Genomic DNA, 21151 nt, shown 5'->3' with positions numbered 1-21151 from the left:
TGCCGACTCGGCGGCGGCTATGCGCTGCGGCTCGGGCACTCCTTGGCCGCGCTCGGCGCCCTCACGTGCCGCTGCTGCTCGCCTGGCACGCGGGCACTCCGACCCACTCGGCCGTCCCGGCGCTGGTCGCCATGGTGCGCGAACTGGTCGCGGCCGGACCGAGCTGACGGATACCCGACCGACGGCCCGCCTCGGTGGTCGGCGAGGCGCCCTCGTGGCGTTCGAGCCAGTTCCGGTAGACCGCGCTTCGCGCGCAGGCCCGCTCGTACGCCTCGACGGCGCCCCGTACGAGCAACGGACCCAGCGGTGCCAGTGGCCCCTCCTCGTGCCAGGCGATCAGATGCCGGTACCAGAGGGGGTTCCCCGCGACCGGACGGACGGCAATGCCCGGCATCTCCTCGAAGGTGGCCTGACAGAAGCTCACCGCGTGGCCGCTGCGGACGACGTCCAGGAGAAGCCGGCCTTCCACCTCGTGGACGACACGCATGCGGTGGCCCAGACCGAGCAGGGTCCTGGACCAGTACTCACGGATCCGGTCGTTGTCCGGTCGCGGAGCGGCCCAGTCCTCGTCGTCGAGGTCCTCCAGCCTGACTTCCGCCAGGGCCGCCAACGGATGAGCTGCCGGCAGCGCGAGGAAGAGCGGTTCGGTGGCGATCGGTTCAGCGACGACCTTCGGGGGGAGCGCGCTCCCGTAACCGGGGCTGTCGCCCACCACGGCCGCTTCGAGACGACCGCCCGCGACGTCCTCCAGGAGCGGGACCGGGCATCCCTGGCTCCGCGAGCTGATCTCGGCCTCCGGATGGTGCGACCTGATCGCGGTGATCAGCCCGCCCAACAGCGGGGCGTTGACGGAACCGAGCCGGAACCGGTGCTGCGAACGGCCCGTCTTCGCGGTGAGGGCGGAGACCTCCAGCAGTTCGTCGACGGTCGGCAGCACCGCGCGCGCCCGGCTGAGGACCTCCTCCCCGAACGCGGTCGGGACGACCCCCGACTGCGCACGGCTGAACAGCTCACCACCGAGCACCCGCTCGATCCGCGTCAACTGGGCGCTGAGGCCGGGCTGGGTCAGCCGCAACGACGCGGCGGCCCGCGTCAGACTGCCGCTGTCCGCGATGCTGCAGATGATCCGGAGGTGCCGGAATTCGAGCTCCATGGCGAGATGGTATGGAGATCAAGTCCTTTCCGACAGGGGGCCAGGGCAGCGGCTGCCCTCCGCCGACCGCGCCCTCGATGCCGTCGCCACCGCCGCGTCCGCGCTGCCGGGCGCCCGGGTGCCGCCCCCTCCTCGGCTGACCGGGTGCTCACCCCGCCGTCCCGATCTGCCGTAGTACCGAGGTGCCGCCCCAGCTGCGAGGTTCCGCCCCGGGTACCACGGGTCCGGCCTTGCGCTGCCGCTAGCGTGAATGACAGGACGGCTGGTCGGCCACCGAGTCGACCGACCCACCGAGGCTTCAGCCGGATCTCCCGGCGCCACGCGGCCGTCCGTGCTCACGACCCGGCACCACCGTCGATGGCATTCGGAGGGTGACATGAACAGTGCAATCTGCCTGACCGTGAACGGCCGTGGGCCCACCCGGGCCGTCCGGACGCCCGACCCCGCCGTCACGCCCGCCGAGTGGGCGACACCCAGCACGTGGCCGATCCCCACGCCGCCGCCCGCGAGCCGGCACATCGCGGGCTCGGCGGCAGCGGCCACCTGGACCCTGCGGGCACCGGCGCCACCGCGCTGCGCAAGCCCGTGCTCCTCGCCGTCCGTGGCACCGGCCCCGTGGTCGGCCCCGTGGTCGGCTCCGCTGCCCCTCGCACCGTGGTGACCGGCACCACGTCGAACGGCGCCCGCCGCCCGCAGCGCAGCCCGTAGGACGCTCGCGCAACGACGAACCCACCCCCGCGACACCGGTCCGTGGACGGCGCCCCCGGCCGGCGAGCCGGTCCGTCCGGGGGTGTCCGTGCGTGCGGGCTCCCGGGGGCACTATTCTCTGGTGGCATGTCGAACCCCGATGGGCTGCTCGTCGACATCGCCGCAATGGTGGAGACCGAGCGCAGCAACCAGATGCCCCTGACCGTAGTCGTCCCGGGGGCGGTCATCACCGGCCGTCTCGCGCCGCAGAGCCTGTGGTACGAGCGAGTGGCCGAAGTGCTGGCCGACTCGGAGCACCTGAAGCCCTTCGCGGCCCTGTTCGCACCGCCCAGCGCCGACGGCGCGGACGGCACAGGCTCGGCACTTCGTGCCGCCGGACGCCCAACGCACCTTCACCTGCACGTCGCCCGCATCCTGCAGGGCAGCTACGGACTGCCGCACGCCGGCGGCATGTACCGGATCGCGATCGCCGACATCAACAGCTGGACGGTGGGAGACCTCAGCTACTCCGACCAGTGAAGCCGGGGCCTACCTGATCGCGCCCGGGTCGGATGGCAGCCGGGGCCGAACGGGTTAGGCGTCCGACGTTATGCCGAGGGGCCCGCACCGCGTGTCGTGCACGCGGTGCGGGCCCCTCGCTACCAGGCGGGTGCCGTGGCGGAAAAACTACAGCGGGCGGATGTTCTCGGCCTGCGGGCCCTTCTGGCCCTGCGTGACGTCGAACTCGACCTTCTGGCCCTCGAGCAGCTCGCGGAAGCCGTTGGCGTTGATGTTCGAGTAGTGGGCGAAGACGTCGGGGCCGCCACCCTCCTGCTCGATGAAGCCGAAGCCCTTTTCCGCGTTGAACCACTTCACAGTGCCATTAGCCATAAAAATTCTCCTTCAAGGGGCTGTCCGAAGCCCGCACTGTGCGGGCTTCGAGTCGCCGCGATGAGCGCCCACCCGGGGAAAGCCGGGAAACAGAAATGCGCCTGCGATACATCAGCAGGCGCACACAAAGTTCATGGGAACCACTACTGCAACTAAGACGACTCTAGCAGGCCACGGGCCGCCGCGGTGGGATATTTCAGCCCCCATCCGACAGAAGCCCTCCTCCGGGGTGGTCCGGCCCGGCCTGGCGCCGCCGCCAATGCGCCTGGACAGCTGGGTGGTTGAGTGCGCCGCCGGACCCGGGATCCGGTGAATCCCCGGGGAGGGTGAATCGCGCCGCTGTGGAGCCGCTGCCTCCTCTGCGTCGGTCGCGCGAAGGCGACGTACCGGGCCCGTGCATTCCGAAGATCGAATGCGCTGCAAAGACACCGGGCCGCGTCTTCCGGCGCATTGGAGCATCGGATGCGGCGCGGCTCGCCTTTTTGTTCGCGGCCCGTTGCGCCCGTTGCACCCGTTGCCGACAGCGTCACCGGAACGGGCGCCCGGTCGGGAGCGGGAACGCCTCGATGGGCGGGCGTCCCCACTCCCGCCCACTCCCGACCGCCCGCTCCCGACCGCCCACTCCGGCCGCTCAGGCGGCGACCGTCAGGTCGGCGCGGCCGAACAGCAGCGCGTAGCCGCGGGGCAGGTGGGCGAGGAGGCGGTCGGTGAGGTGGTCGCCGGCGAGGTCGGTGAGGGCGGCCAGGACGGAGGAGGTGTCCCAGCGGGCGGCGGTGAGGCTGGTGCCCAGGTTGCGGGCGACGGCCTCCACGAAGGCGGGGGCTGCGACCGGTCCGGGCAGGGGGATCTGGGCGGCGAACACGGCGCGGGCCCGCTCGGGGAGGGCGGCGGCGAGGTCGCAGCGTTCCTCGCCGGTGAGCTGGGAGCCGAGGACGGCCAGGACCGCGTCGAGGACGCGTGAGGCTTCTTCGTCGGTGGTGTAGCGGCCCAGGGTGCGGACCTGCTGGATCAGGTGGCGGTGCCGGGTCATGACTGTGGCCTTCCGGGGGCGGGCCGGCCGCGCGGCGGCGGCGCGGGCATGTCGTCAGAGGCGGTGGCCTGGAGCGGGGCGGCCGAAGAGGAGGTCGTAGCCGGGGGGCAGCTGGAACAGGACGCGGTCCATGAGGTCGCCGCCGGCGGCGTCCGCGGCGGTGGACAGGACGGCGCCGATGTCCCACAGGGCGGTCTGTTCGGTGGCACCCTCGATCCAGGCCGCGGTGGCGCGCACGAACCTGTCCGGGGGGAGCGGTTCGGTGGCCTGGAGGGGGTTGAGCAGGACGAGGGCGAGGGTCTCGGGCAGGCGCGCGGCGAGTTCGGCCCGCACGTCTCCGACGAGGTGGGCGCCGAGCAGGGCCAGCACGACGCGCGCCGCCCGTTCGGCCTCCTCGGGTGTGTCGTATTCGCCGCGTTCTCGGACCTGGTCCAGGAACGCCTCCCAGCGGACAGTCACGGCAGCATCTCCCTCCGTCGTCGAGAAGGATGTGGTCACCGGCGGGACGGGGCCGTTCGGGGTCGCGCGGCGAGGCGCCGGTGGAGGCCGGTCAGTTCGAGCAGCCGGGCCACCCGGGGGCCGGTCCCCCGCAGGGCGAGCCGGCGGCCCTGCCGGTCAGCCTGGTTGAGGGCCTCGACGAGGGCGCCAAGACCCGCGCAGTCCATGAACTCCACCTCCGACAGGTCGAGCACCACGTCGTGGTGCGCAGCCAGTGCGTGGGCCAGGTCGCGGCGAAGCCGCGGGGCGGCGGCGAGGTCGACGTCGCCGCTCGCCCTGACCACGAACGGGGCCGAGAACTGGGTGTGCATGGCAGCTTCCGGGTCCAGTACGGCCTGCACGACGCCTCACGCGCTCGGGAAGTAGGGCCTCGAGTTCGGCCGGGGTGTTCCGTGTCGCCCCGCGGGGGGACCGGGGCGACACGGAACGGCAACGGGGGCGGGTCAGGCCTGGATCTGCTTGGGGGAGCCGCTGTGGCTGATGGCGATCTTGCGGGGCTTGGCCTTCTCGGCGACCGGGATCCTCAGGGTCAGCACGCCGGCGTCGTAGTCGGCGCTGATCCCGGCCGGGTCGAGGGTGTCGGAGAGCATCACCTGGCGGGAGAACACGCCAAGCGGGCGCTCGGACAGCTCCCACTTCACCTCGTCGCCCTCGCGGCGGGGACGGCGCTCGGCCTTGACGGTCAGCATGTTCCGCTCGACGTCGATGTCGATCGCCTCCGGGTCCACGCCCGGCAGGTCGAAGCAGATCACGTACTCGTCGCCGGCGCGGTAGGCGTCCAGGGGCATCGGAGTCGGACGGGACCAGGTGCCGGTCGTGTTCAGGAACTGCTGGGTCAGACGGTCCAGTTCGCGGAACGGGTCGGTGCGCATCAGCATCGCGAAACACCTCCAGAAGGATCAGGGGGCCAGTGCGCTTCACCTGACACCTTTCTAGCGCGTCATCCATCCGATGACAAGTCTTGGTGTCGCCTATAGAGTGACTTCATGAGCGAGAAGCCCCGCACACCCGCCGCCGGCCCTCCCGCGCCCGTCGAGCCCGCCTCCTTCCTCGCCGCCGCCGCGGCCCTGGCCGCCATAGACGACGCCGTCCGGACCGCCCAGGCCCCCGCCCCCCAGCCCACGGCCGGCCCCGAGGCGCAGGAAGGCCCCGAGCAGGCCCTGGCCGCCCTGGCGCTGCTGCGAGACCTGCGCGGCCGGCTCGCCGGCTGGGAGGCTCCACTGGTGGAGACGGCCCGGGAGGCCGGCGCCACCTGGGCCGACCTCGCCCACCCCATGGGCGTCGCCAGCCGCCAGGCGGCCGAGAACCGCTACCTGCGCCTCAAGCCCGCCGGCGGCACCACGGGGACGCGGCAGACCGAAACCGGCGCCGAACGCGTCAAGGCCGCGCGCGACCGCCGGGCCGCGGAGCGCGCCGTCACCGCCTGGGCCCGTGACCACGCCGCCGACCTGCGGGTGCTCGCCGCCCAGCTCACCGCCCTCACCGGCCTCGACCCCCGCGCCCGGTCGGCCCAGGCCGCCCTCACCACCGCCCTCGGTACCCCCGACCCGGCCGAGCTCGTCACCCCCCTGGCCGCCATGCGCCCCCACCTCGGCCCGGCGCACCCGGACCTGGCCACCCGCCTCGACGACCTCACCCGCCACACCGACCGGCTCCGCCAGGACAGCGACCAACGGCGTACCTGACCTCGCCGCCGCCGCCGCCGCCGACGCGACACCGCGCACCGGTCCACCCCGACCGTCCGACACCTGGCGGCCAGGTCCCCGGCGACCGGAGTGCGCCAGGTGCACCCGCGGTCGCCGGCCGCCCGGTCGCCTACCATGCCACTGCCGTCGGCGAGAGCCGCCCGGGCTCACATCGAACCCGTTGCTCACGCCGAACCCGTTTCTCACGCCTCACCCGGAAAAGGAGCCCCCAGAGTGGACAGCACCGTCGAGACGCTGGAATTCCAGGCCGAGACACGTCAGTTGCTCCGGCTGGTGATCCACTCGATCTACTCGAACAAGGACATCTTCCTGCGCGAGCTGATCTCGAACGCCTCCGACGCACTGGACAAGCTGCGGCTGGAATCGCTGACCGATCCCGCCCTCGAGGCCGACACCTCCGACCTGCACATCGCCCTCGAAGTCGACCAGGACGCCCGCACGCTGACCATCCGTGACAACGGGATCGGCATGAGCCGGGACGACATCGTGGAGCTGATCGGCACGATCGCCAAGTCCGGCACCGCCGGCCTGCTGGCCAAGCTCAAGGACGCCAAGGACGCCGCCGCGGCACAGAACCTGATCGGGCAGTTCGGCGTCGGCTTCTACTCGGCGTTCATGGTCGCCGACAAGGTCACCCTGCGCACCCGGCGGGCCGGCACCGACTCCGGCACCCTGTGGGAGTCCGAAGGCCAGGGCACCTACGACATCCAGGCCGTCGACGACCTGCCCACGGGCACCTCGGTCACCCTGCACCTCAAGCCCGCCGACAGCGAGGACGGGCTCGCCGACTACCTGTCCGAGCGGAAGATCCGCCAGATCGTCAAGCAGTACTCGGACTTCATCCGCTGGCCGATCCGGATGGCCACCGAGGGCACCGACGCCGACGGAACCACCACGCACACCGTCGAGACCCTCAACTCGATGAAGGCACTGTGGGCCCGTCCGCGCAGCGAGGTGACCGAGGCCGAGTACCACGAGTTCTACCGGCAGATCAGCCACGACTGGGTCGACCCCGCCGCCACCGTCCACATGCGCGCCGAGGGCACCTTCGAGTACGAGGCGCTGCTGTTCATCCCCTCGCAGGCACCCCTCGACCTGTTCTCCCGCGACACCCGGAGCGGCGTTCAGCTCTACGTCAAGCGCGTGTTCATCATGGACGACTGCGACGCGCTGATGCCGAACTACCTGCGCTTCGTCAAGGGCGTCGTCGACGCCCACGACCTGTCGCTGAACATCTCCCGCGAAATCCTCCAGCACGACCGCCAGATCCAGGGCGTGCGCCGGCGACTGGTCAAGAAGGTCCTCGGCGCGATCAAGGACATGCAGGCCAAGGACACCGAGCGCTACGGCAAGCTGTGGTCCCAGTTCGGCCGCGTGCTGAAGGAAGGCCTGATCGAGGACGCCGACAACGCCGACTCCCTCCTCGAACTGATCTCGGCCGCCTCCACGCACGACCCGGAGAAGACCACCACCCTGCGCGAGTACGTCGCACGCATGAAGGACGGCCAGGACGCCATCTACTACCTCACCGGCGAAAGCCGGGCGATGGTGGAGAACTCCCCCCACATGGAGGCGTTCGCGGCCAAGGGATACGAGGTCCTCATCCTCACCGACCCCGTCGACGAGGTCTGGGCCGACCAGGTCCCCGCCTTCGACGGCCACAAGCTGCAGTCCATCGCCAAGGGCCTGGTCGACCTCGACGAAGCCGCCGACGACGACCGGGAAACCGACTCCGACAAGGCCCGGCACGAGCAGGACTTCGCCGTCCTGCTGCCCTGGCTGACCACCACCCTGTCCGAGCACGTCAAGCAGGTCCGCCTGTCCTCCCGGCTGACGACCTCGGCGGCCTGCATCGTCGGCGACGCCCACGACATGACCCCCACCCTGGAGAAGATGTACCGGGCGATGGGACAGGAACTTCCCTCCGTCAAAAGGACCCTGGAACTCAACCCCGACCACCCGCTGATCACCGCGCTGCGCACGTCGCACCAGGCCGACCCCGACAACCCCGCGCTGGCGGAGACCGCCGAACTCGTCTACGGCAGCGCCCTGCTCGCCGAAGGCGGCGACCTTCCCGACCCCGCGCGCTTCACCCGGCTCCTCGCCGACCACCTGACCCGCACCCTGTAACCGGCGCGGGGTTCGGCCGGCCGCGGCACGACGAGGCCCGGCCGGCCGCATCCCGTCCCGGCCGGCGCGTCACCCGGCGGCCCACCGCCGCGCAGGGCGCCACAGGCTGCGCGCACCGCGAGTTCCGGCGCCGCTGCGCCGCTGGTTCCTCGGGTGGCCGCACAGCCGACCTGCGCGCGGAGAAACCGCGCCGCAGGCCGGACGATCGCGGATCAGGTGTCCGCGGGGGGCTCCTGGTCGGACTGGGAGCGGCGGAGTTGTTCGTTGAGGCGCAGGGCTTCCTCGAGTTGGTCTTCGAGGATGACGATGCGGCAGGCGGCTTCGATGGGCGTGCCCTGATCGACGAGGTCGCGGGCGCGCATGGCGATGCGCAGTTGGTAGCGGGAGTAGCGGCGGTGGCCTCCGTCGGAGCGCAGTGGGGTGATGAGGCGGTGTTCGCCCAGGGCGCGTAGGAAGCCGGCGGTGGTGCCGGTCATCTCGGCGGCGCGACCCATCGTGTACGCGGGGTAGTCGTCGTCGTCGAGTTTGTCGGGTGTGTCGGGGCTGGCCGTAGTAGTCACTGCACCTCTCTGGTTCTCGGGAGAACGCGTCGAGGGGCCCCGGCGCCGTTGCGGCTCCGGGGCCCCGAAGGGGAAACAACACCATCTACCGGCCTGGGCCGGTCCTGTTACGTCCGCACTGCCCCGGGGGAGGGGGAGTGCGGGGATCGCGTATGCGTGACCGGAAACCACCGTCCTTCGTGCCTTCGGGGGGTCTGCGGTGTCCGCCCGGGCGCGTGTTCACCGGCCGGGCGATCCTGATGGCGCTTGCGTCCTCCGTTCATCCTCTGTACTGAACTGTCACTTGCTGCACTGCACTTGCTGTACTGCCGGTACTGCACCTGCTGGTCGGTGGCCGTGGTGGCCCACCCCGTCCGGCAGCCCGGCCCCGCCGGCCGTCCTGCACCGGCGATGGACCGCAACCTCACTGCCCGGACCCCTCGACACGCGCGCCCGCAGCCTGACGCCTTTGCCGAGGTCCTGCCTGTCTCTCGACTGCTGGTACCGCACTCACTGAACTGCGTACTGCTGAACTGCGTACTGCTCGATACCGCCGGCGGCCCCTGATACCTGAGGGCCGCCCGGTCCGGCAGCCAGTCCCGTCGCCGTCCTGCACCTGCTGGCTTCGAAACTCCGCTGCCGGACCGTACTGCGAACTTCTGTCCAACAACCCCGGCCAGTTCGTGTCTGGCCGGTATCGCCGACTGCTGTCTACGAGAGAAACGTTAGACCCGCCCGCGAGCAATGTCTACTCCGGCGCGCATAGATTTTGCGTCGGCCGTGCGTGAGGTAGTCTCCCGCTGCGCGGCGGCGGTACCCCCCGGCCGCCGCCGCGCTCGCCGAGGACCGAGCAGCACCGCGCAGGAGGCGGGAGTGGAAGACCTGGTGGCCGCAGCACCGGAGACCGGCCGACACGGGCAGGCAGTCCTGATCGAAGCGATCACCGAGGCCGTCCGCGACGGCGACGACCGCACCATCCGCCGGCTGCTGGCCCGCCTCGCCGAACGGGCCACCATCGCCGACCTGTACGCCCTGCGCGACGCCCTCGACACCGCCCGCCCACCCGCCGACCACCGGCGGAGGTGACGCCGCCGCTGCCCGAGCTGCCGGTGGCCGACGCGGACGGGTAGCGGGCCGCCCGCCTCGCCGTCGCCGACCGGCACTTCGCCCACCCGAAGCCCGAGTTTCGACGTCGCCGTCACACCCGGCCGGCCCCGGAAGCCTGCGTCTGTCAGCGTTCAACTTCCCTTCACCCGGGGCACCATGGGGCGTCCGCGACCTTTCCCGCGCCCCTGCGAAGATCCGGTCGCCACCACCGGCCGACAGGACACAGCGACCCCGAAGGACGACATGAATCGTCACGCCACCCTCTCCGCCGTCGTCGCCGTCGCGGTCGCCCTGAGCGCCGGCGTGCTGTCCACGGCGGGCGCGGCGTCGGCCCGCGACTGGACCGGTACGCATCACGCCCATCAGGAGCTCTACGGCACGAAGGCCCCCTACGCACCGCAGGAGAAGCCGAACCACTACCAGAAGCCGCCGCAGGGCTTCAGCCCGGTGTTCACCGAGAACGTCGCCCGCCACGGCTCCCGCGCCATGACGAACGGCGACGACGGCGACGCGGTGCTCGCCGTCCTGCGCACGGCCCAGCAGCAGAACGCCCTCACCGGCCTCGGCGCGGACCTCGGTCCGCAGGTGCGATCGCTCCTGGACGCGGCCTCCACGCTCGGCTACGGCAACCTCTCCGGACGCGGAGCCGACGAGCACCGCCGGACCGCGCTGCGCATGGAAGAGCGACTGCCGTCGCTGTTCGACACCATCGCAGCCCGGCACGAGCCCATCGTGGTGGAGACCTCAGGCGTCCCGCGAGCGGTCGCGAGCGCCGACGCGTTCACGAGCGGGCTCACCTCCGGCGATCCCGCGCTGGCCGCTCTGATCAAGGCCCCGGTCACCGACAAGGACCTGCTGTACTTCCACAAGCAGCCGCAGAACGCCGACTACCAGGCCTACCTGAAGAGCGACCCGGATCTGACCGCCGTCCTCGCGCGGATCGGGAACGACCCACGGACCGCCGAAGCCGCGCGGCACGTCGCGGGGCGCCTGTTCCAGGACGGCTTCACCGCGGCGATGTCCACCGAGGAGCAGGTGTCCTTCGCCCGTTCGCTGTACCAGCTCTACAGCGCGGCGCCCGACCTGAGCGTCGAGGCACCGGGTGTCGACCTCACCCGCTTCCTCGCCCCGCGCGACGCCCAGTGGTTCGCCTACCTGGACGACGCCGAGGAGTTCTACCAGAAGGGCCCGGCCTTCAGCGGTCGCACGATCACGTACAAGATGGCCGGCGTCCTCCTGGACGACCTCCTCGCCCAGGCCGAGGCCAAGGCCGGCGGCACCAGCGACGAGGGTGCGGTGCTCCGGTTCACCCACGCCGAGGAGATCGAACCGCTCGCGGCCCTCATGGGCCTGCCCGGAAGCACCGAACCCGCCGAGCCCGGGACGCCGTACTCCTACCGGAACAACTCCTGGCGCGGCGCCGAGGTCGCACCGATGGCCGCGAACGTCCAGTGGGATCTGTTCGCGAACACGCCCGCGCACGGAGAGCCCGCCAGGTACCTCGTCCGCATGCTCTACAACGAGAAGGAGACCGCCTTCAGGCCCTCCTGCAAGCCCGTCGCCGAGGACAGCCACTTCTACGACCTCAACGAGCTCAAGCGCTGCCTGCAGCACGGCTGACCCCGTCCGGCCGTCGTGAGTTCGGGGTCCTCGTCTGCCCGTCCCGGGCATACCGCCGCCGTTGTGCGCGTCGCGGGCCCGGGAGGGCCGGCTCACCCGGTCGGCGGTGTCACGCCAGCGGGGCGCCCTCGACGTTCAGCCGCTCCACGAGCTGGCTCCGGTGCAGGGCGGCGACGGGTTCGAGGAGGTCGGGGTGGCGCAGGAGGGCGGCGGCCTCGGTGTCGCGGGTGCCGGGCTCGGTGAGGCGTCGCAGTGCCCCGGTTCCGGTGTGGTGCCCGGTCGTGGCGAGGGCCTGGTGGGCGTGCGCGGCGAGGGCGGGGTCGGCGAGCATGCAGGCGGCCCAGCTGACGACGGTCTCGTCCACCCAGGTCCGCCAGGCGGTGTCCTCCGGGTGGGGGTCGGTGCCGGTGAGCCAGTCGAGCCGGTCGGCGCCGCCGGGGCCGAGCAGGTCCAGAAGCTGGACGTCCATCGGGGTGGGATAGCGCAGGGCGGCTGCCAGGGCGGTCGCCTGTCGGGCCTGGCTCTCGGCGAGCGCGCGGCTGAAGGCGCCGGCCGGGGTCGGGTAGGCGTTCAGCAGCCAGCGGGTGCAGGCGGCTATGACGGGTGTCAGGTCGGGCACGGGGATCGGTCCCTCGGGAAGGTGCTCGCCGGTGTCCGCTGCCGGTGGTGCGAGCCGTCCGGTGCGGAGCCGCGCTGCCCCGCTCGTGGCCGACCAGTGTAGGCCGCCTCCTCCGGAGGACGGCATGACGCGCATCACGCCTGCCCGATCGGGCTGCCCGGGGCCGGGCCGGACGTGCCCGGCCCGGCCCCGGCTGCTTGGGTCGCCTGCTGACCGCGGGGTGGTCAGGCCTTGCCGCGACCGGTGACGAAGTCGCGGGCGCGGTCCACCAGGCCGACACCGGGCGCCAGCAGTTTGCTGGCCGCGGGGCTGTCGGGTGCGGCGGGGTGCGGACGGGTGGGCGCCATGGACTTGGCCCGGCGGATCTTGTCGCCGAGGTCGTTCAGCTGCTCCGGCTCACACGCTTGGCGCAGCATGGGGAACAGCGTGTTCTCCTCGTCCTGGACGTGGGCCGCGACCTCGTCCATGAGGCGCTGGAGCAGGGGGCTCATCTGCGGGTCGTCCGTCTTCGTGTTCTCCAGCTTCTTGAGGATCTCCTCGACCCGGCCGTGGTCGGCGATCTCCTTGTCCGCGAGCCGGTCGCCGCCCTGGACGTGCTCGCGCACCGCCGGGTAGAGGTACTGCTCCTCGGCGACGGAGTGCCGCACCAGCTCGATGGTGACCTTGTCGACCGCATCCCGTAGCTGCTGGCCGCCGCCGGTCATCGCCTGGATCCGGGCGAACATCTCCTCCACCTCCCGGTGGTCGGTCATCAGTTCGTCGATCACGTTTCCGCCGTGTCCCATGACACACCTTGCCTCTCGCTTGATCAGTCCGGGCCGGGCATGTCCCGGCCAGCCGGCAGTCGTTCCCCAACAGGCACGTGAGGTGAGCGACGGCGACGTCACCCCACCCGAACGGAGGCCGACCGCGGCCAGGTCCCCGGCCCCGAGCCCCGAGGCCGGGAACAAGCCCTCGGAACGTGGCCGGAGCCGGCGTTTGGGAAGTGCCGCACGGCGCACCGCCGGGATGTGCACGGGCGTGCCCCCGAGTCGGCCCTTACGTTCGGGGTAGACGCCGCTGCGCAGAACCAGAAGGAGGAGCCATGCCTGCCGGATCGAGCAAGAAGCGTGAACGCCAGTACGAGCACATCAAGGACAGTGCCCTGGATCGGGGAGAGAGCGAGAAGCGGGCCAAGGAGATCGCGGCCCGGACCGTGAACAAGGAACGGGCCCGGCACGGCGAGTCGAGGACGGCCAGCCGCTCCTCCACCCACGACACCTCCTCCTCCCGGCGCGGCGGACAGCGTTCGCACTCCGGCTCCCAGGGGCCGACGAAGGAGCAGCTGTACAACGAGGCCAAGCAGCGCAACATCCACGGCCGCTCGAAGATGACCAAGAAGGAACTCGCCAACGCCCTCGGGCACTGACCAGGCACCGGCCATCAATGCCCGGGCCGGCCCGGGCGCACCGAACCCGACACCGGACATGACGAGAGGACGATGCGATGAGCACGGACAAGGGCACCCGAGACGCGGACGACGATTCGCCCGGCAACGGCAACGGCAACGGCAACGGCGACGGCGACGCTGACGGCGGCTCGGTCCGGAAGCGGTCCGCGGAGGAGCGCAACATCACGGCTCCCACCCCCGCAGACGTCCGGGCCAAGGCCGATGACGTCGACGAGGAAGCCGACCCTGACCCTCACCGCTGACCCCGCGCGTACGGCGCCCGGGCTCCGGAAGGTCAGGGCGATGGGCGCAGGTGGGTTTGCAGAAGGCGCAGCGCCTCGCCCACGCACTGCTGCTGGATCGTGTGCCGGTCGCCGCGCAACTGCGGGGAGACGACGCGAGTGCCGTGCGCGTCGGCGAGCCCGAGGAACACGGTGCCGACCGGCCGGCCGTCCTGCGACTGCGGACCGGCCACGCCGGTGGTGGACAGGGCGTAGGTGCTGCCCATCAGCCGCCGGACGCCGGCCGCCATCTGCCGGGCCACCTCGGCATTGACGGCGCCGTGCCGCTCCAGCAGGGCGCTGTCGACTCCCAGAACGCCGTGCTTGACGCCGTTGGTGTAGGCCGTGATCGAGCCGACGAACACCTCGCTCGCACCAGGAGCCTCGGTGAGTACGAGCGCCAGGAGACCGCCCGTCAGGGACTCCGCCACCGCCACCGTGCTCCCGGCCGCCAGGAGCGCCGCGTGGAGTTCACGCACCATCCGGCCCTCGCCCGCCTCGTCGGTCGGCACCGGGCTGCTCACCACCCGCTGTCCGAACCGGTACCGGACCGCCCCGTCCTGGCTCGGTGCGCGAGCACGGCGGCGCTGACCGCCTGGTGCCAGCCGTTCAGGGTGCGGCCCTGCTCGGCGGCCCGCTCGGCCAGGCGATCCAGTTCCGCCCGGTCGAGGCGCTCATCGGTGTCGGCGATGGCGCGCAGCGCCCGCCACACCGCGGCCTTGCCCTCGACCCCGGCCCGTAGCGTTTCCAGTTCGATCAGGTCGCTGAGCGGGGCGCGGCGAACGACGGTCCCGTTGGGCTTGAGCCGGCCCAGCCGCTCGCCGGCGAGGCCGAGCCACGTCCGGTAGCGCCGGACAGGAACGTCGAGCCGGGTCATGATCCGCACGAGATCGTCGCGATCCTGCTCGATGTCGTGCGCCAGGCGCCGCAGGTCGCCCGCGCGGCGGCCGTCGGAGTGACTGCGGGCCATGCGGTCCGCGAGCGCAGCGCCCCCGAACGCGCCGCTCAGGTGATCGTTCAGGTAGATGTGCAGGGGCTCGGCCAACGGCTGAGGGGCCACGATTCCTCCCGGATGAAGGGCCGATCCGCGGGACCACCGAGCGCTTGGACGCTCGGTGCCCACGAGCCGGCCAGGGGAGCCGAACTGTCCGGTCCGTCTCATCGTGCCGCGAGCCGCCGCCCGGCGCTCGTGCGCCCACGACACAGCCGCCGCATCGGGGTGTGCCCGGCGCCTACTGCGGCTGGGCCCTCTCCTTCGGATCGGCGGGCGGACGGGATGAAGACGCCGGCGATGTGGAGCCCGGCCTAAAGGACGGTGGCGGCCTTCCCGCGCGGTGTCCCGGGCGGTGCCCCCCCGGCGGTGGTTCCGCCGGGGGGCCGTGGTGGTTGGGGTCAGTGGTGTCCCCAGGGGGTCGAGGACGGGTTCGCGTCCGTTGCGTCGTGCGGTGCGTACGGGTGGGGGAAGGTGTCCGCCTGCGGGTGCTGCGTGGCCCGCTGCGACCATGCCGGTGCCTGCTCCCACGCCGGTGCCTGCGGTGCGTCGGCCCGGTGCTGGGTGGTGGGCCGGCCGGTGGGGCGTCCGGGGCGCAGGGGCCACCACAGGCTGCGGCCGAGGAGCGCGGCCAGGGCGGGCACCAGGACGATGGACAGCAGGAACGCGGAGAGCAGGATGCCGAGCGCGGTCGCGAAGCCGATCTGCTGGGTCGAGGGCTGCGGGGTCACGGCGAGGCTGGCGAAGGAGCCGGCCAGGACGAGGCCCGCGGTCGCGACGGCCGGGGCGGTGTGCCGGAGGGCTCGGGCGACGGCGGCCCGGGGCGGCCCGGGGTGTTCCATCTCCTCCCGGATCCGGTCGCTGATCAGGATGTTGTAGTCGGTGCCGAGCGCGACCACGAACAGGAACAGGACCAGGGGCAGGGTGAAGTTGACGCCCGGCTTGCCCATCGCGTGCTGGAACAGCAGGGCTGCCGCGCCGAGGGTGGCCGCGAAGCCGAGGCCGACCGAGAGCATCAGGACCACCGGCGCGAGCAGGCTGCGCAGCAGCAGGAGGAGGATCACCCCGATGAGTGCGGCCGCCACCGGGAAGACCAGCCGCAGGTCGCGGTCGACGGCGGTGGAGACGTCGGCGAAGACGGCGGGGGTCCCGCCGACGTGCGCGCTCAGGCCGGCCGGTGTGCTCCGGGAGACGGCGGCGCGGATCGGTCCGGAGACCAGGTCACGGGCCTGCTGGGACTGCGAGTCCACGGTGAGGAACAGGTCGATCCTGGCGGCCTGCCGGTCCCCGCTCAGGACCGGCTCGGCGACCTGGCCGACGCCGGTGACCCGGGTGAGGCCCTGGGCGAGGCCGTCCAGCGCGCCGGGGGAGAGCGGGGCGGCGCCCTTGGTCTCGACGTAGACGCTGGTCGGGTCCGCCACGCCGGCGGGCAGGGCACGGGAGATCTCGGCGGCGGTGGTCTGGGAGGCGGTGCGCGGTCCGCCGCCCAGGCCGTAGTCCATCCTGATCCCGGCGAGCCCGCCGGCCAGAGCGGCCAGGAGGGCGAGCGACGCGAGGACCATGACCACGGGCCGGCGGGCCACAAGGTCGGCGAAGCGGGCGGCGGTGCCGTCGCGGGGCACGGTCTTGAGGACACGTGAGGGCCAGAACAGCGCGCGTCCGCAGGCCGCGAGTACGGCGGGCATCAGGGTGAGGCTGGCGAGCAGCATGACCAGGACCGAGACCGCGACGGCCGGGCCGAGCACCCGGAACTGTCCGAAACTGGCGACCCCGAGGGTGGCGAAGGCGGCGACGATGGTGAGCGCGGCCGAGGTGATCGCGGTGCCGACCTTGCGGCTGACCTCGGCGGCGGTGGCACGGTGGTGGCGTTCGGGGTGGGCCCGCAGCTGTTCGCGGAAGCGGAACATCAGGAACAGGAAGTAGTCGATGCCGATGCCCAGCAGCACCACGCCGATCAGGCTCGGTACGGACGGGTCGAGCTTGATGCCGGTGAGCAGGGCGGTGCCCACGACGGCACCGCCGGCCACGCCGCTGATGAGGGCCACCGCGATCAGCGGCAGCAGCGCGGCCAGGACGCTGCGGAACACGAGGACGTGGAGCAGGATGATCAGGCCGACGGCGCAGGCGGACGCGACGGTCGCGAGGGTCTTGCCGTCGTCGGCGGAGTCGACCTGGTCGGCGAGGGCGCCGGTGAAGCCGGTCCGCAGTCCCTGGGCGGCGAACTCCGCCCGGGTGCTGTCCCGGAACGCCCGGAAGGTGTTCTCCAGGCCCGGGTCGGCGGGGTTTCCGGTGAGGTTGGCGGAGAGCAGCTCGAAGGTCCCGTCGGGCGCGGTCATGGCCGGGTCGACCCGGGGGACCTGCGAGTAGTCCCGCTGAAGCGGTGCGGCGTCCTTGGGTGTGGGCATGGTGATCCTGAGCCGGCTCAGCCGCTTCGCCCCGGCGTCGATCTGCTGCCGGTCCGCGGCGGTCAGGTTCCCGCCGTCGGCCCGCGCGACCAGGACGGTCACCGGGTTGGCGTCGGGCTTCGTCCCGAAGCGGTCCTCGGCGATCTTCATGGCGGCGGCCGAGTCGTAGCTCTTCGGCAGGAAGTCGGCTGTCTGCGTCTGGGTCACCCGGTAGATCAGGGTCTGGCTCAGGACGGTCAGGAGTATTCCCAGGACCGCCCAGGCGGCGATCACCTTCCACGGATTCCTGGTGGAGAATCCGGTCAGGGCGCGGATCACGATGTCCTCCGGCTGTGGTGCTGTCGCCGGGGATCCCGGCACGTCTCCAGACCATCACGGCGTACCGGGCCCTCTCGTCCGTGCCGGGGAGGAGAACGCCGTCAGGACCTGGGCCCGCCACCGGGCCCGGACCAGGACCAGGGGCCTGGTCGGGGATCGGTCCCGGGTGCCGGTCCGGGGCCGGGGAGCCGCTGCGAGAATGGACCGAGGACGCCCCCTTCCGGGGCGCGGACGCCCCCTTCCAGGACGCGCACGCCCCTGGGAGCGAAGGTCTCCGCAGGGGCGGCTCGCCGGGTACGACGGCTGCGGTGAACGGGCGGAAGCCTGGGCCGACCGGCCACAGAAAGGACCACCCCCAGCATGTCGACGCACGACCGGCCCCTGCCGCCGCCGAGATCCGACGGCCTGCCCTGGACGGCCAGCGACGCGCTGGTGGCCGTCGGAGCGGCCGTCCTGGACCTGCTCGGCTACTCGCTCGGCGCCCCGGGCGAGGGCCGGCCGATCGCCCTGAGCGCGCTGGCGCTGCTCGTCCTGGCGGCCGTGCCGCTGCTCACCCGGCGTCGCTACCCGCTGGCGTCACTGACGGGTGTGCTGGTCCTCGGCCTGGCCCTGAACCTGAGCGGGCCGGTGCCGCAGCACTTCAACTGCACGCTCTGCGTCGCGCTGTTCGCGGTCGCCCACTCGCGCGGCCCCGTGGTGGTGGTACCGGCCGCCCTCGCGGCGGCCGCCGTACCGCTGCTGGGCCGGGGGCTCCCGCTGCCCCCGCCGCTCGTGGGACTGGCGGTCAACGTGCTCGCCGCGGCGCTGGTCGTCGCCGCCGCCGAGGCGCTGAAGCGCTGGCAGCACGAGGTGGAGGTCAGGCGCAGGCTGCTGGAGGACCGCGCGGTCGCGCAGGAACGGCGCCGCATCGCCCGGGAGCTGCACGACATCGTCGCCCACCACATCACCACCATGCAGCTGATGGCCGGCGGTGCCAGGGCCAACCTCGGGGGTGACACCGAGGTGGTGCGCGACGCCCTGGTCACCCTGGAGGGCTCCGGGCGTATGGCGCTGCGCGAGATGCGCCAACTGCTCGACGTGCTCCGGGCCGGCGACGAGCCGGACGAGGGGCCGGCCGAACCGCAGCCCGGCGCCGGACACCTCGGACGGCTCGTCGAGGAGTCCCGCAAGGCCGGTCTGCCCACGGAGTTCGACGTCCTGGGGGAGGAGCGCCGGCTGCCGCCGAGCACCGGCCTGGCGGTGTACCGGATCGTCCAGGAGGCACTCACCAACACCCGCAAGCACGCCGGCGGCGCCCGGGCGGGCGGCCGGACCGGGGACCAGGGGGTCCGGGCGCGGGTCCGGCTGACGTACCACCCGGACCGGATCACCGTCGAGGTGTCCGACAACGGCACCGCCACGCCGGCCGACGCGCTGGTGGGCGCCGTGGCGGGGGCGAGTGGTGCGGCCGGACCGAGGGCGGGCCGCACCGGGTACGGTCTGATCGGAATGCGCGAACGCGTCGCGCTGCTCGGCGGCAGCCTGGTGGCAGGCGGTGCGGACGGCGGTGGCTTCCGGGTGGCGGCCAGCCTGCCGGTGGCGCCGGTCGACGGTGAGGAACAACTCGGATGACGGAGACCCTGGAGCGGATCAGGGTACTGATCGCGGACGACCAGCCGCTGGTGCGCCGGGGCCTGGCCCTGATCCTGTCGCCCGACCCGGCCTTCGACGTGGTCGCCGAGGCCGGTGACGGGCAGCGAGCGGTCGACCTGGCGCACCGGCACCGGCCCGACGTCGTGGTGATGGACATCCGGATGCCGGTGCTCGACGGGATCCAGGCGACCGAACGGCTCACCCGGGAACTGCCCGCGTGTCGGGTCCTCGCGCTGAGCACCTTCGACATGGACGAGTACGTGGTGGCCGCCCTGCGCGCCGGCGCGTCCGGGTTCCTGCCCAAGGACTGCTCCCCCGAGGAGCTCTCGGCCGCCGTGCGCACGGTGCACACGGGGGAGGCCGCGGTGGCGCCGCGCCTGCTCACTCGGCTGATCTCCACCTATGTCACCGCGCGGGACCTGCCGCGTCCGTCGCCGCCGGTGCCGTCCTCGGTGTCCGGCCCGGGCGAACTGACGCCCCGCGAGGTCGAGGTGTGGCACCTGCTGGCCACCGGCCTCGACAACGCCGAGATCGCCTTGGCGATGGGCATCAGCGTCTCCACGGTCAAGAACCACATCACCGGCGTCTTCGCCAAGCTGAGCGTCCGGGACCGTGCCCAGGCGGTGATCGCGGCCTACGAGACCGGCCTGGTCGAGGTCCGGTCCGGGAACGCGGACGGCTGAAGCGGGCGGAGCGGGGCCGGTTGCCGCGAGTCGCGCCGAGCTGGGCCGAGCTGGGCCGAGCTGGGCCGAGCTGGGCCGAGCTGGGCCGATCTGCGCTGCTCTGCGCCGCTCTGCGCCGAGCTGGGCCGAGCTGGGCCGAGCCGCCCCGAGCCGAACGGCCCCCGCGGCCCCGTCCAGGGGAGCCGCGAGGCCGTTCGGCGTCCGGCCCCGCGCGGGAGCCGGACCTGGGGGTGGGTCAGCGGCAGAGGGCCGCGTCCAGGGCGGCCGCCATGTGCTGCGCGCCGTCCTCGGACGGGACGGTGGTGACCGCGATGCTGGCGGCGCGGCCGTCGTCGGTGACGCCGCCGCGGGACCGGTAGCCGGGGGCGGTGCCGCCGTGGCCCCAGGCCAGGCCGCCGCAGGAGAGCGGCCTGCTCTGCAGGCCCAGCCCGTAGCGGACACCGGGGCCCAGGAGTTCGGCGGGGACGGTGGTGCGCATCTGGGCGAGCTGTGCCGGGGGCAGGAGTCGGCCGCCGAGGAGCGCGGTGAAGAACGAGTTGAGGTCGGTGTTGGTGGAGACGATCGCCCCGGCCGCCCAGGCCATCGAGGAGTCCATGTCGGTGTAGTCGACCGGCGGTGCGTCCGGTGAGCTCCGGTAGTAGCCCTTGGGGTGGGCCTCGTGGATGGTGGTGTCGCCCGGGGTGGGGAAGTAGGTGTGGCGCAGGCCGATGCGGTCGATGACGCGCTTGGTGATCTCCTCGCCGACGGGTCGTCCGGTGACCTTCTGGACGAGGAGCCCGGCGACCAGGTAGTTGGTGTTGCTGTACTCCCAGCGCGCGCCCGGGGCGAAGTGGGCTTTCTGGGCGAGGGCGCCGTCGAGGAGGTCGCGGGGCTCGAAGTAGCGGAACTGCACGGTGGTGAAGTCCGCGAGGGCTGGGGCCTCCATGTACTCGGGCAGGCCGCTGGTGTGCTGGAGCAGCTGCCGGACGGTGATGTCGTGTCCGTCGATGCCGTCGCCGCGCAGCAGCCCCGGCAGGTAGGTCTCTACGGGTGCGTCGAGGCCGACCTTTCCCTCGGCGACGAGCTGGAGGACGACGACGGCGGTGAAGGTCTTGGTGTTGCTGCCGGCGCGTATCTGACCGTCGACGGGGGGCTTGGCCCCGGTGGCGAGGTCGCCGACGCCAGCGGTGTAGGTGCGGGTGCGGCCGTCACGGCCCTTCACGGAGGCCAGTGCGGCGGGCAGACCGTCGTCCTTCACCAGGGCGTTCAGGCTCTGCTGGACGCCGTCCGGCCTGCCGCCGGCGAACGCCGTGGTCGGTGCCAGCACGCCGGCCGCCAGGACACCGGCGGCCACGGCGGTCACGACCGCCACCGCCCGGTGCCGACCGCGGCGGTTCCGGCGGGCCGGGCTGTGCTGTACGTGCTCGTTCACGGAGGAACTCCTCTGCTGAAG

At 72.5% G+C, this 21151-nt stretch carries 23 protein-coding genes; 10 read left to right on the top strand and 13 right to left on the bottom strand.

The window, feature by feature from the left end:
- Nucleotides 1-61: 61 nt before the first annotated feature.
- Complete coding sequence (locus ACZ47G_RS27615) at nt 62-1153, bottom strand: LysR family transcriptional regulator (RefSeq protein WP_465747116.1); 1092 nt, start codon at nt 1151-1153, stop codon at nt 62-64.
- A 480-nt stretch (nt 1154-1633) separates the two neighbouring features.
- Here ACZ47G_RS27615 and ACZ47G_RS27610 point away from each other — a divergent pair, with 480 nt between their 5' ends.
- Nucleotides 1634-1861: a hypothetical protein gene (locus ACZ47G_RS27610; protein ID WP_465747114.1), complete on the top strand. Its 228-nt coding sequence runs from the start codon at nt 1634-1636 to the stop codon at nt 1859-1861.
- A 126-nt stretch (nt 1862-1987) separates the two neighbouring features.
- On the top strand, nt 1988-2380 hold the full coding sequence (locus ACZ47G_RS27605; protein ID WP_465747112.1) for a hypothetical protein: 393 nt from the start codon (nt 1988-1990) through the stop codon (nt 2378-2380).
- A gap of 147 nt (nt 2381-2527) precedes the next feature.
- Here the strand turns inward: ACZ47G_RS27605 and ACZ47G_RS27600 are convergent, their stop codons facing one another.
- The 5 genes from ACZ47G_RS27600 to ACZ47G_RS27580 form a co-directional block, all read right to left on the bottom strand.
- The gene (locus ACZ47G_RS27600; RefSeq protein ID WP_030918248.1) at nt 2528-2731 is read right to left on the bottom strand and encodes a cold-shock protein; all 204 of its coding nucleotides are present in this window, start codon (nt 2729-2731) and stop codon (nt 2528-2530) included.
- Between the two features lie 631 nt (nt 2732-3362).
- Complete coding sequence (locus tag ACZ47G_RS27595; protein WP_465747110.1) at nt 3363-3761, bottom strand: DUF2267 domain-containing protein; 399 nt, start codon at nt 3759-3761, stop codon at nt 3363-3365.
- A 54-nt stretch (nt 3762-3815) separates the two neighbouring features.
- The gene (locus ACZ47G_RS27590) at nt 3816-4220 is read right to left on the bottom strand and encodes a DUF2267 domain-containing protein (RefSeq protein WP_465747108.1); all 405 of its coding nucleotides are present in this window, start codon (nt 4218-4220) and stop codon (nt 3816-3818) included.
- Nucleotides 4221-4255: 35 nt separating this feature from the next.
- Nucleotides 4256-4570 carry an STAS domain-containing protein gene (locus ACZ47G_RS27585; RefSeq protein WP_465747106.1) on the bottom strand — a complete coding sequence of 105 codons (315 nt, stop codon included), beginning with the start codon at nt 4568-4570 and terminating at the stop codon, nt 4256-4258.
- A gap of 132 nt (nt 4571-4702) precedes the next feature.
- A complete protein-coding gene (locus tag ACZ47G_RS27580) occupies nt 4703-5137 on the bottom strand; it encodes an Hsp20/alpha crystallin family protein (RefSeq protein WP_465747104.1) in 435 nt (144 codons plus the stop codon).
- A gap of 108 nt (nt 5138-5245) precedes the next feature.
- Between ACZ47G_RS27580 and ACZ47G_RS27575 the strand changes: the two genes are divergently transcribed.
- Nucleotides 5246-5944, top strand: a complete 699-nt coding sequence (locus tag ACZ47G_RS27575; protein ID WP_465747102.1) for a hypothetical protein — start codon at nt 5246-5248, stop codon at nt 5942-5944.
- 234 nt (nt 5945-6178) lie between these two features.
- A complete protein-coding gene (htpG, locus tag ACZ47G_RS27570; RefSeq protein WP_465747100.1) occupies nt 6179-8095 on the top strand; it encodes a molecular chaperone HtpG in 1917 nt (638 codons plus the stop codon).
- Between the two features lie 212 nt (nt 8096-8307).
- Here the strand turns inward: htpG and ACZ47G_RS27565 are convergent, their stop codons facing one another.
- Nucleotides 8308-8589, bottom strand: a complete 282-nt coding sequence (locus ACZ47G_RS27565) for a helix-turn-helix domain-containing protein (protein WP_465747317.1) — start codon at nt 8587-8589, stop codon at nt 8308-8310.
- A 918-nt stretch (nt 8590-9507) separates the two neighbouring features.
- Between ACZ47G_RS27565 and ACZ47G_RS27560 the strand changes: the two genes are divergently transcribed.
- Both ACZ47G_RS27560 and ACZ47G_RS27555 read left to right on the top strand, forming a co-directional pair.
- Nucleotides 9508-9720 (top strand): hypothetical protein, encoded by a 213-nt coding sequence (locus tag ACZ47G_RS27560; RefSeq protein WP_465747098.1) that lies wholly within the window; start codon nt 9508-9510, stop codon nt 9718-9720.
- A gap of 264 nt (nt 9721-9984) precedes the next feature.
- Nucleotides 9985-11361: a histidine-type phosphatase gene (locus ACZ47G_RS27555; RefSeq protein ID WP_465747096.1), complete on the top strand. Its 1377-nt coding sequence runs from the start codon at nt 9985-9987 to the stop codon at nt 11359-11361.
- 109 nt (nt 11362-11470) lie between these two features.
- Here ACZ47G_RS27555 and ACZ47G_RS27550 read toward each other — a convergent pair whose 3' ends face one another.
- Both ACZ47G_RS27550 and ACZ47G_RS27545 read right to left on the bottom strand, forming a co-directional pair.
- Complete coding sequence (locus ACZ47G_RS27550) at nt 11471-11980, bottom strand: hypothetical protein (protein ID WP_465747094.1); 510 nt, start codon at nt 11978-11980, stop codon at nt 11471-11473.
- A gap of 224 nt (nt 11981-12204) precedes the next feature.
- Nucleotides 12205-12765, bottom strand: coding sequence for a hemerythrin domain-containing protein (locus tag ACZ47G_RS27545; protein ID WP_465747092.1), 561 nt, complete (start codon nt 12763-12765; stop codon nt 12205-12207).
- Nucleotides 12766-13064: 299 nt separating this feature from the next.
- On the opposite strand from ACZ47G_RS27545, the gene ACZ47G_RS27540 reads away from it, so the two are divergent.
- Together ACZ47G_RS27540 and ACZ47G_RS27535 are read left to right on the top strand one after the other, a co-directional pair.
- Nucleotides 13065-13388 (top strand): plasmid stabilization protein, encoded by a 324-nt coding sequence (locus tag ACZ47G_RS27540; RefSeq protein WP_465747090.1) that lies wholly within the window; start codon nt 13065-13067, stop codon nt 13386-13388.
- Nucleotides 13389-13465: 77 nt separating this feature from the next.
- Nucleotides 13466-13672 (top strand): hypothetical protein, encoded by a 207-nt coding sequence (locus tag ACZ47G_RS27535; RefSeq protein ID WP_465747088.1) that lies wholly within the window; start codon nt 13466-13468, stop codon nt 13670-13672.
- 32 nt (nt 13673-13704) lie between these two features.
- On the opposite strand, the gene ACZ47G_RS27530 is transcribed toward ACZ47G_RS27535, so the two are convergent.
- The 3 genes from ACZ47G_RS27530 to ACZ47G_RS27520 all read right to left on the bottom strand — a co-directional run bounded on the left by ACZ47G_RS27530 (nt 13705) and on the right by ACZ47G_RS27520 (nt 17404).
- A complete protein-coding gene (locus ACZ47G_RS27530; RefSeq protein WP_465747086.1) occupies nt 13705-14214 on the bottom strand; it encodes a CinA family protein in 510 nt (169 codons plus the stop codon).
- A complete protein-coding gene (locus ACZ47G_RS27525; RefSeq protein WP_465747084.1) occupies nt 14211-14735 on the bottom strand; it encodes a hypothetical protein in 525 nt (174 codons plus the stop codon). Before ACZ47G_RS27525 ends, ACZ47G_RS27530 begins: the two co-directional genes overlap by 4 nt.
- A gap of 347 nt (nt 14736-15082) precedes the next feature.
- Nucleotides 15083-17404, bottom strand: a complete 2322-nt coding sequence (locus ACZ47G_RS27520; RefSeq protein WP_465747082.1) for an MMPL family transporter — start codon at nt 17402-17404, stop codon at nt 15083-15085.
- A 360-nt stretch (nt 17405-17764) separates the two neighbouring features.
- Here ACZ47G_RS27520 and ACZ47G_RS27515 point away from each other — a divergent pair, with 360 nt between their 5' ends.
- Nucleotides 17765-19015, top strand: coding sequence for a sensor histidine kinase (locus ACZ47G_RS27515; RefSeq protein ID WP_465747080.1), 1251 nt, complete (start codon nt 17765-17767; stop codon nt 19013-19015).
- The gene (locus tag ACZ47G_RS27510; protein WP_465747078.1) at nt 19012-19719 is read left to right on the top strand and encodes a response regulator transcription factor; all 708 of its coding nucleotides are present in this window, start codon (nt 19012-19014) and stop codon (nt 19717-19719) included. Before ACZ47G_RS27515 ends, ACZ47G_RS27510 begins: the two co-directional genes overlap by 4 nt.
- 235 nt (nt 19720-19954) lie before the next feature.
- Here the strand turns inward: ACZ47G_RS27510 and ACZ47G_RS27505 are convergent, their stop codons facing one another.
- On the bottom strand, nt 19955-21130 hold the full coding sequence (locus ACZ47G_RS27505) for a serine hydrolase domain-containing protein (RefSeq protein ID WP_465747076.1): 1176 nt from the start codon (nt 21128-21130) through the stop codon (nt 19955-19957).
- Nucleotides 21131-21151 lie beyond the last annotated feature (21 nt).

This window comes from Kitasatospora sp. NPDC030952 (genome assembly GCF_055571335.1).
This window is presented reverse-complemented; position numbering and strand designations above follow the sequence as displayed.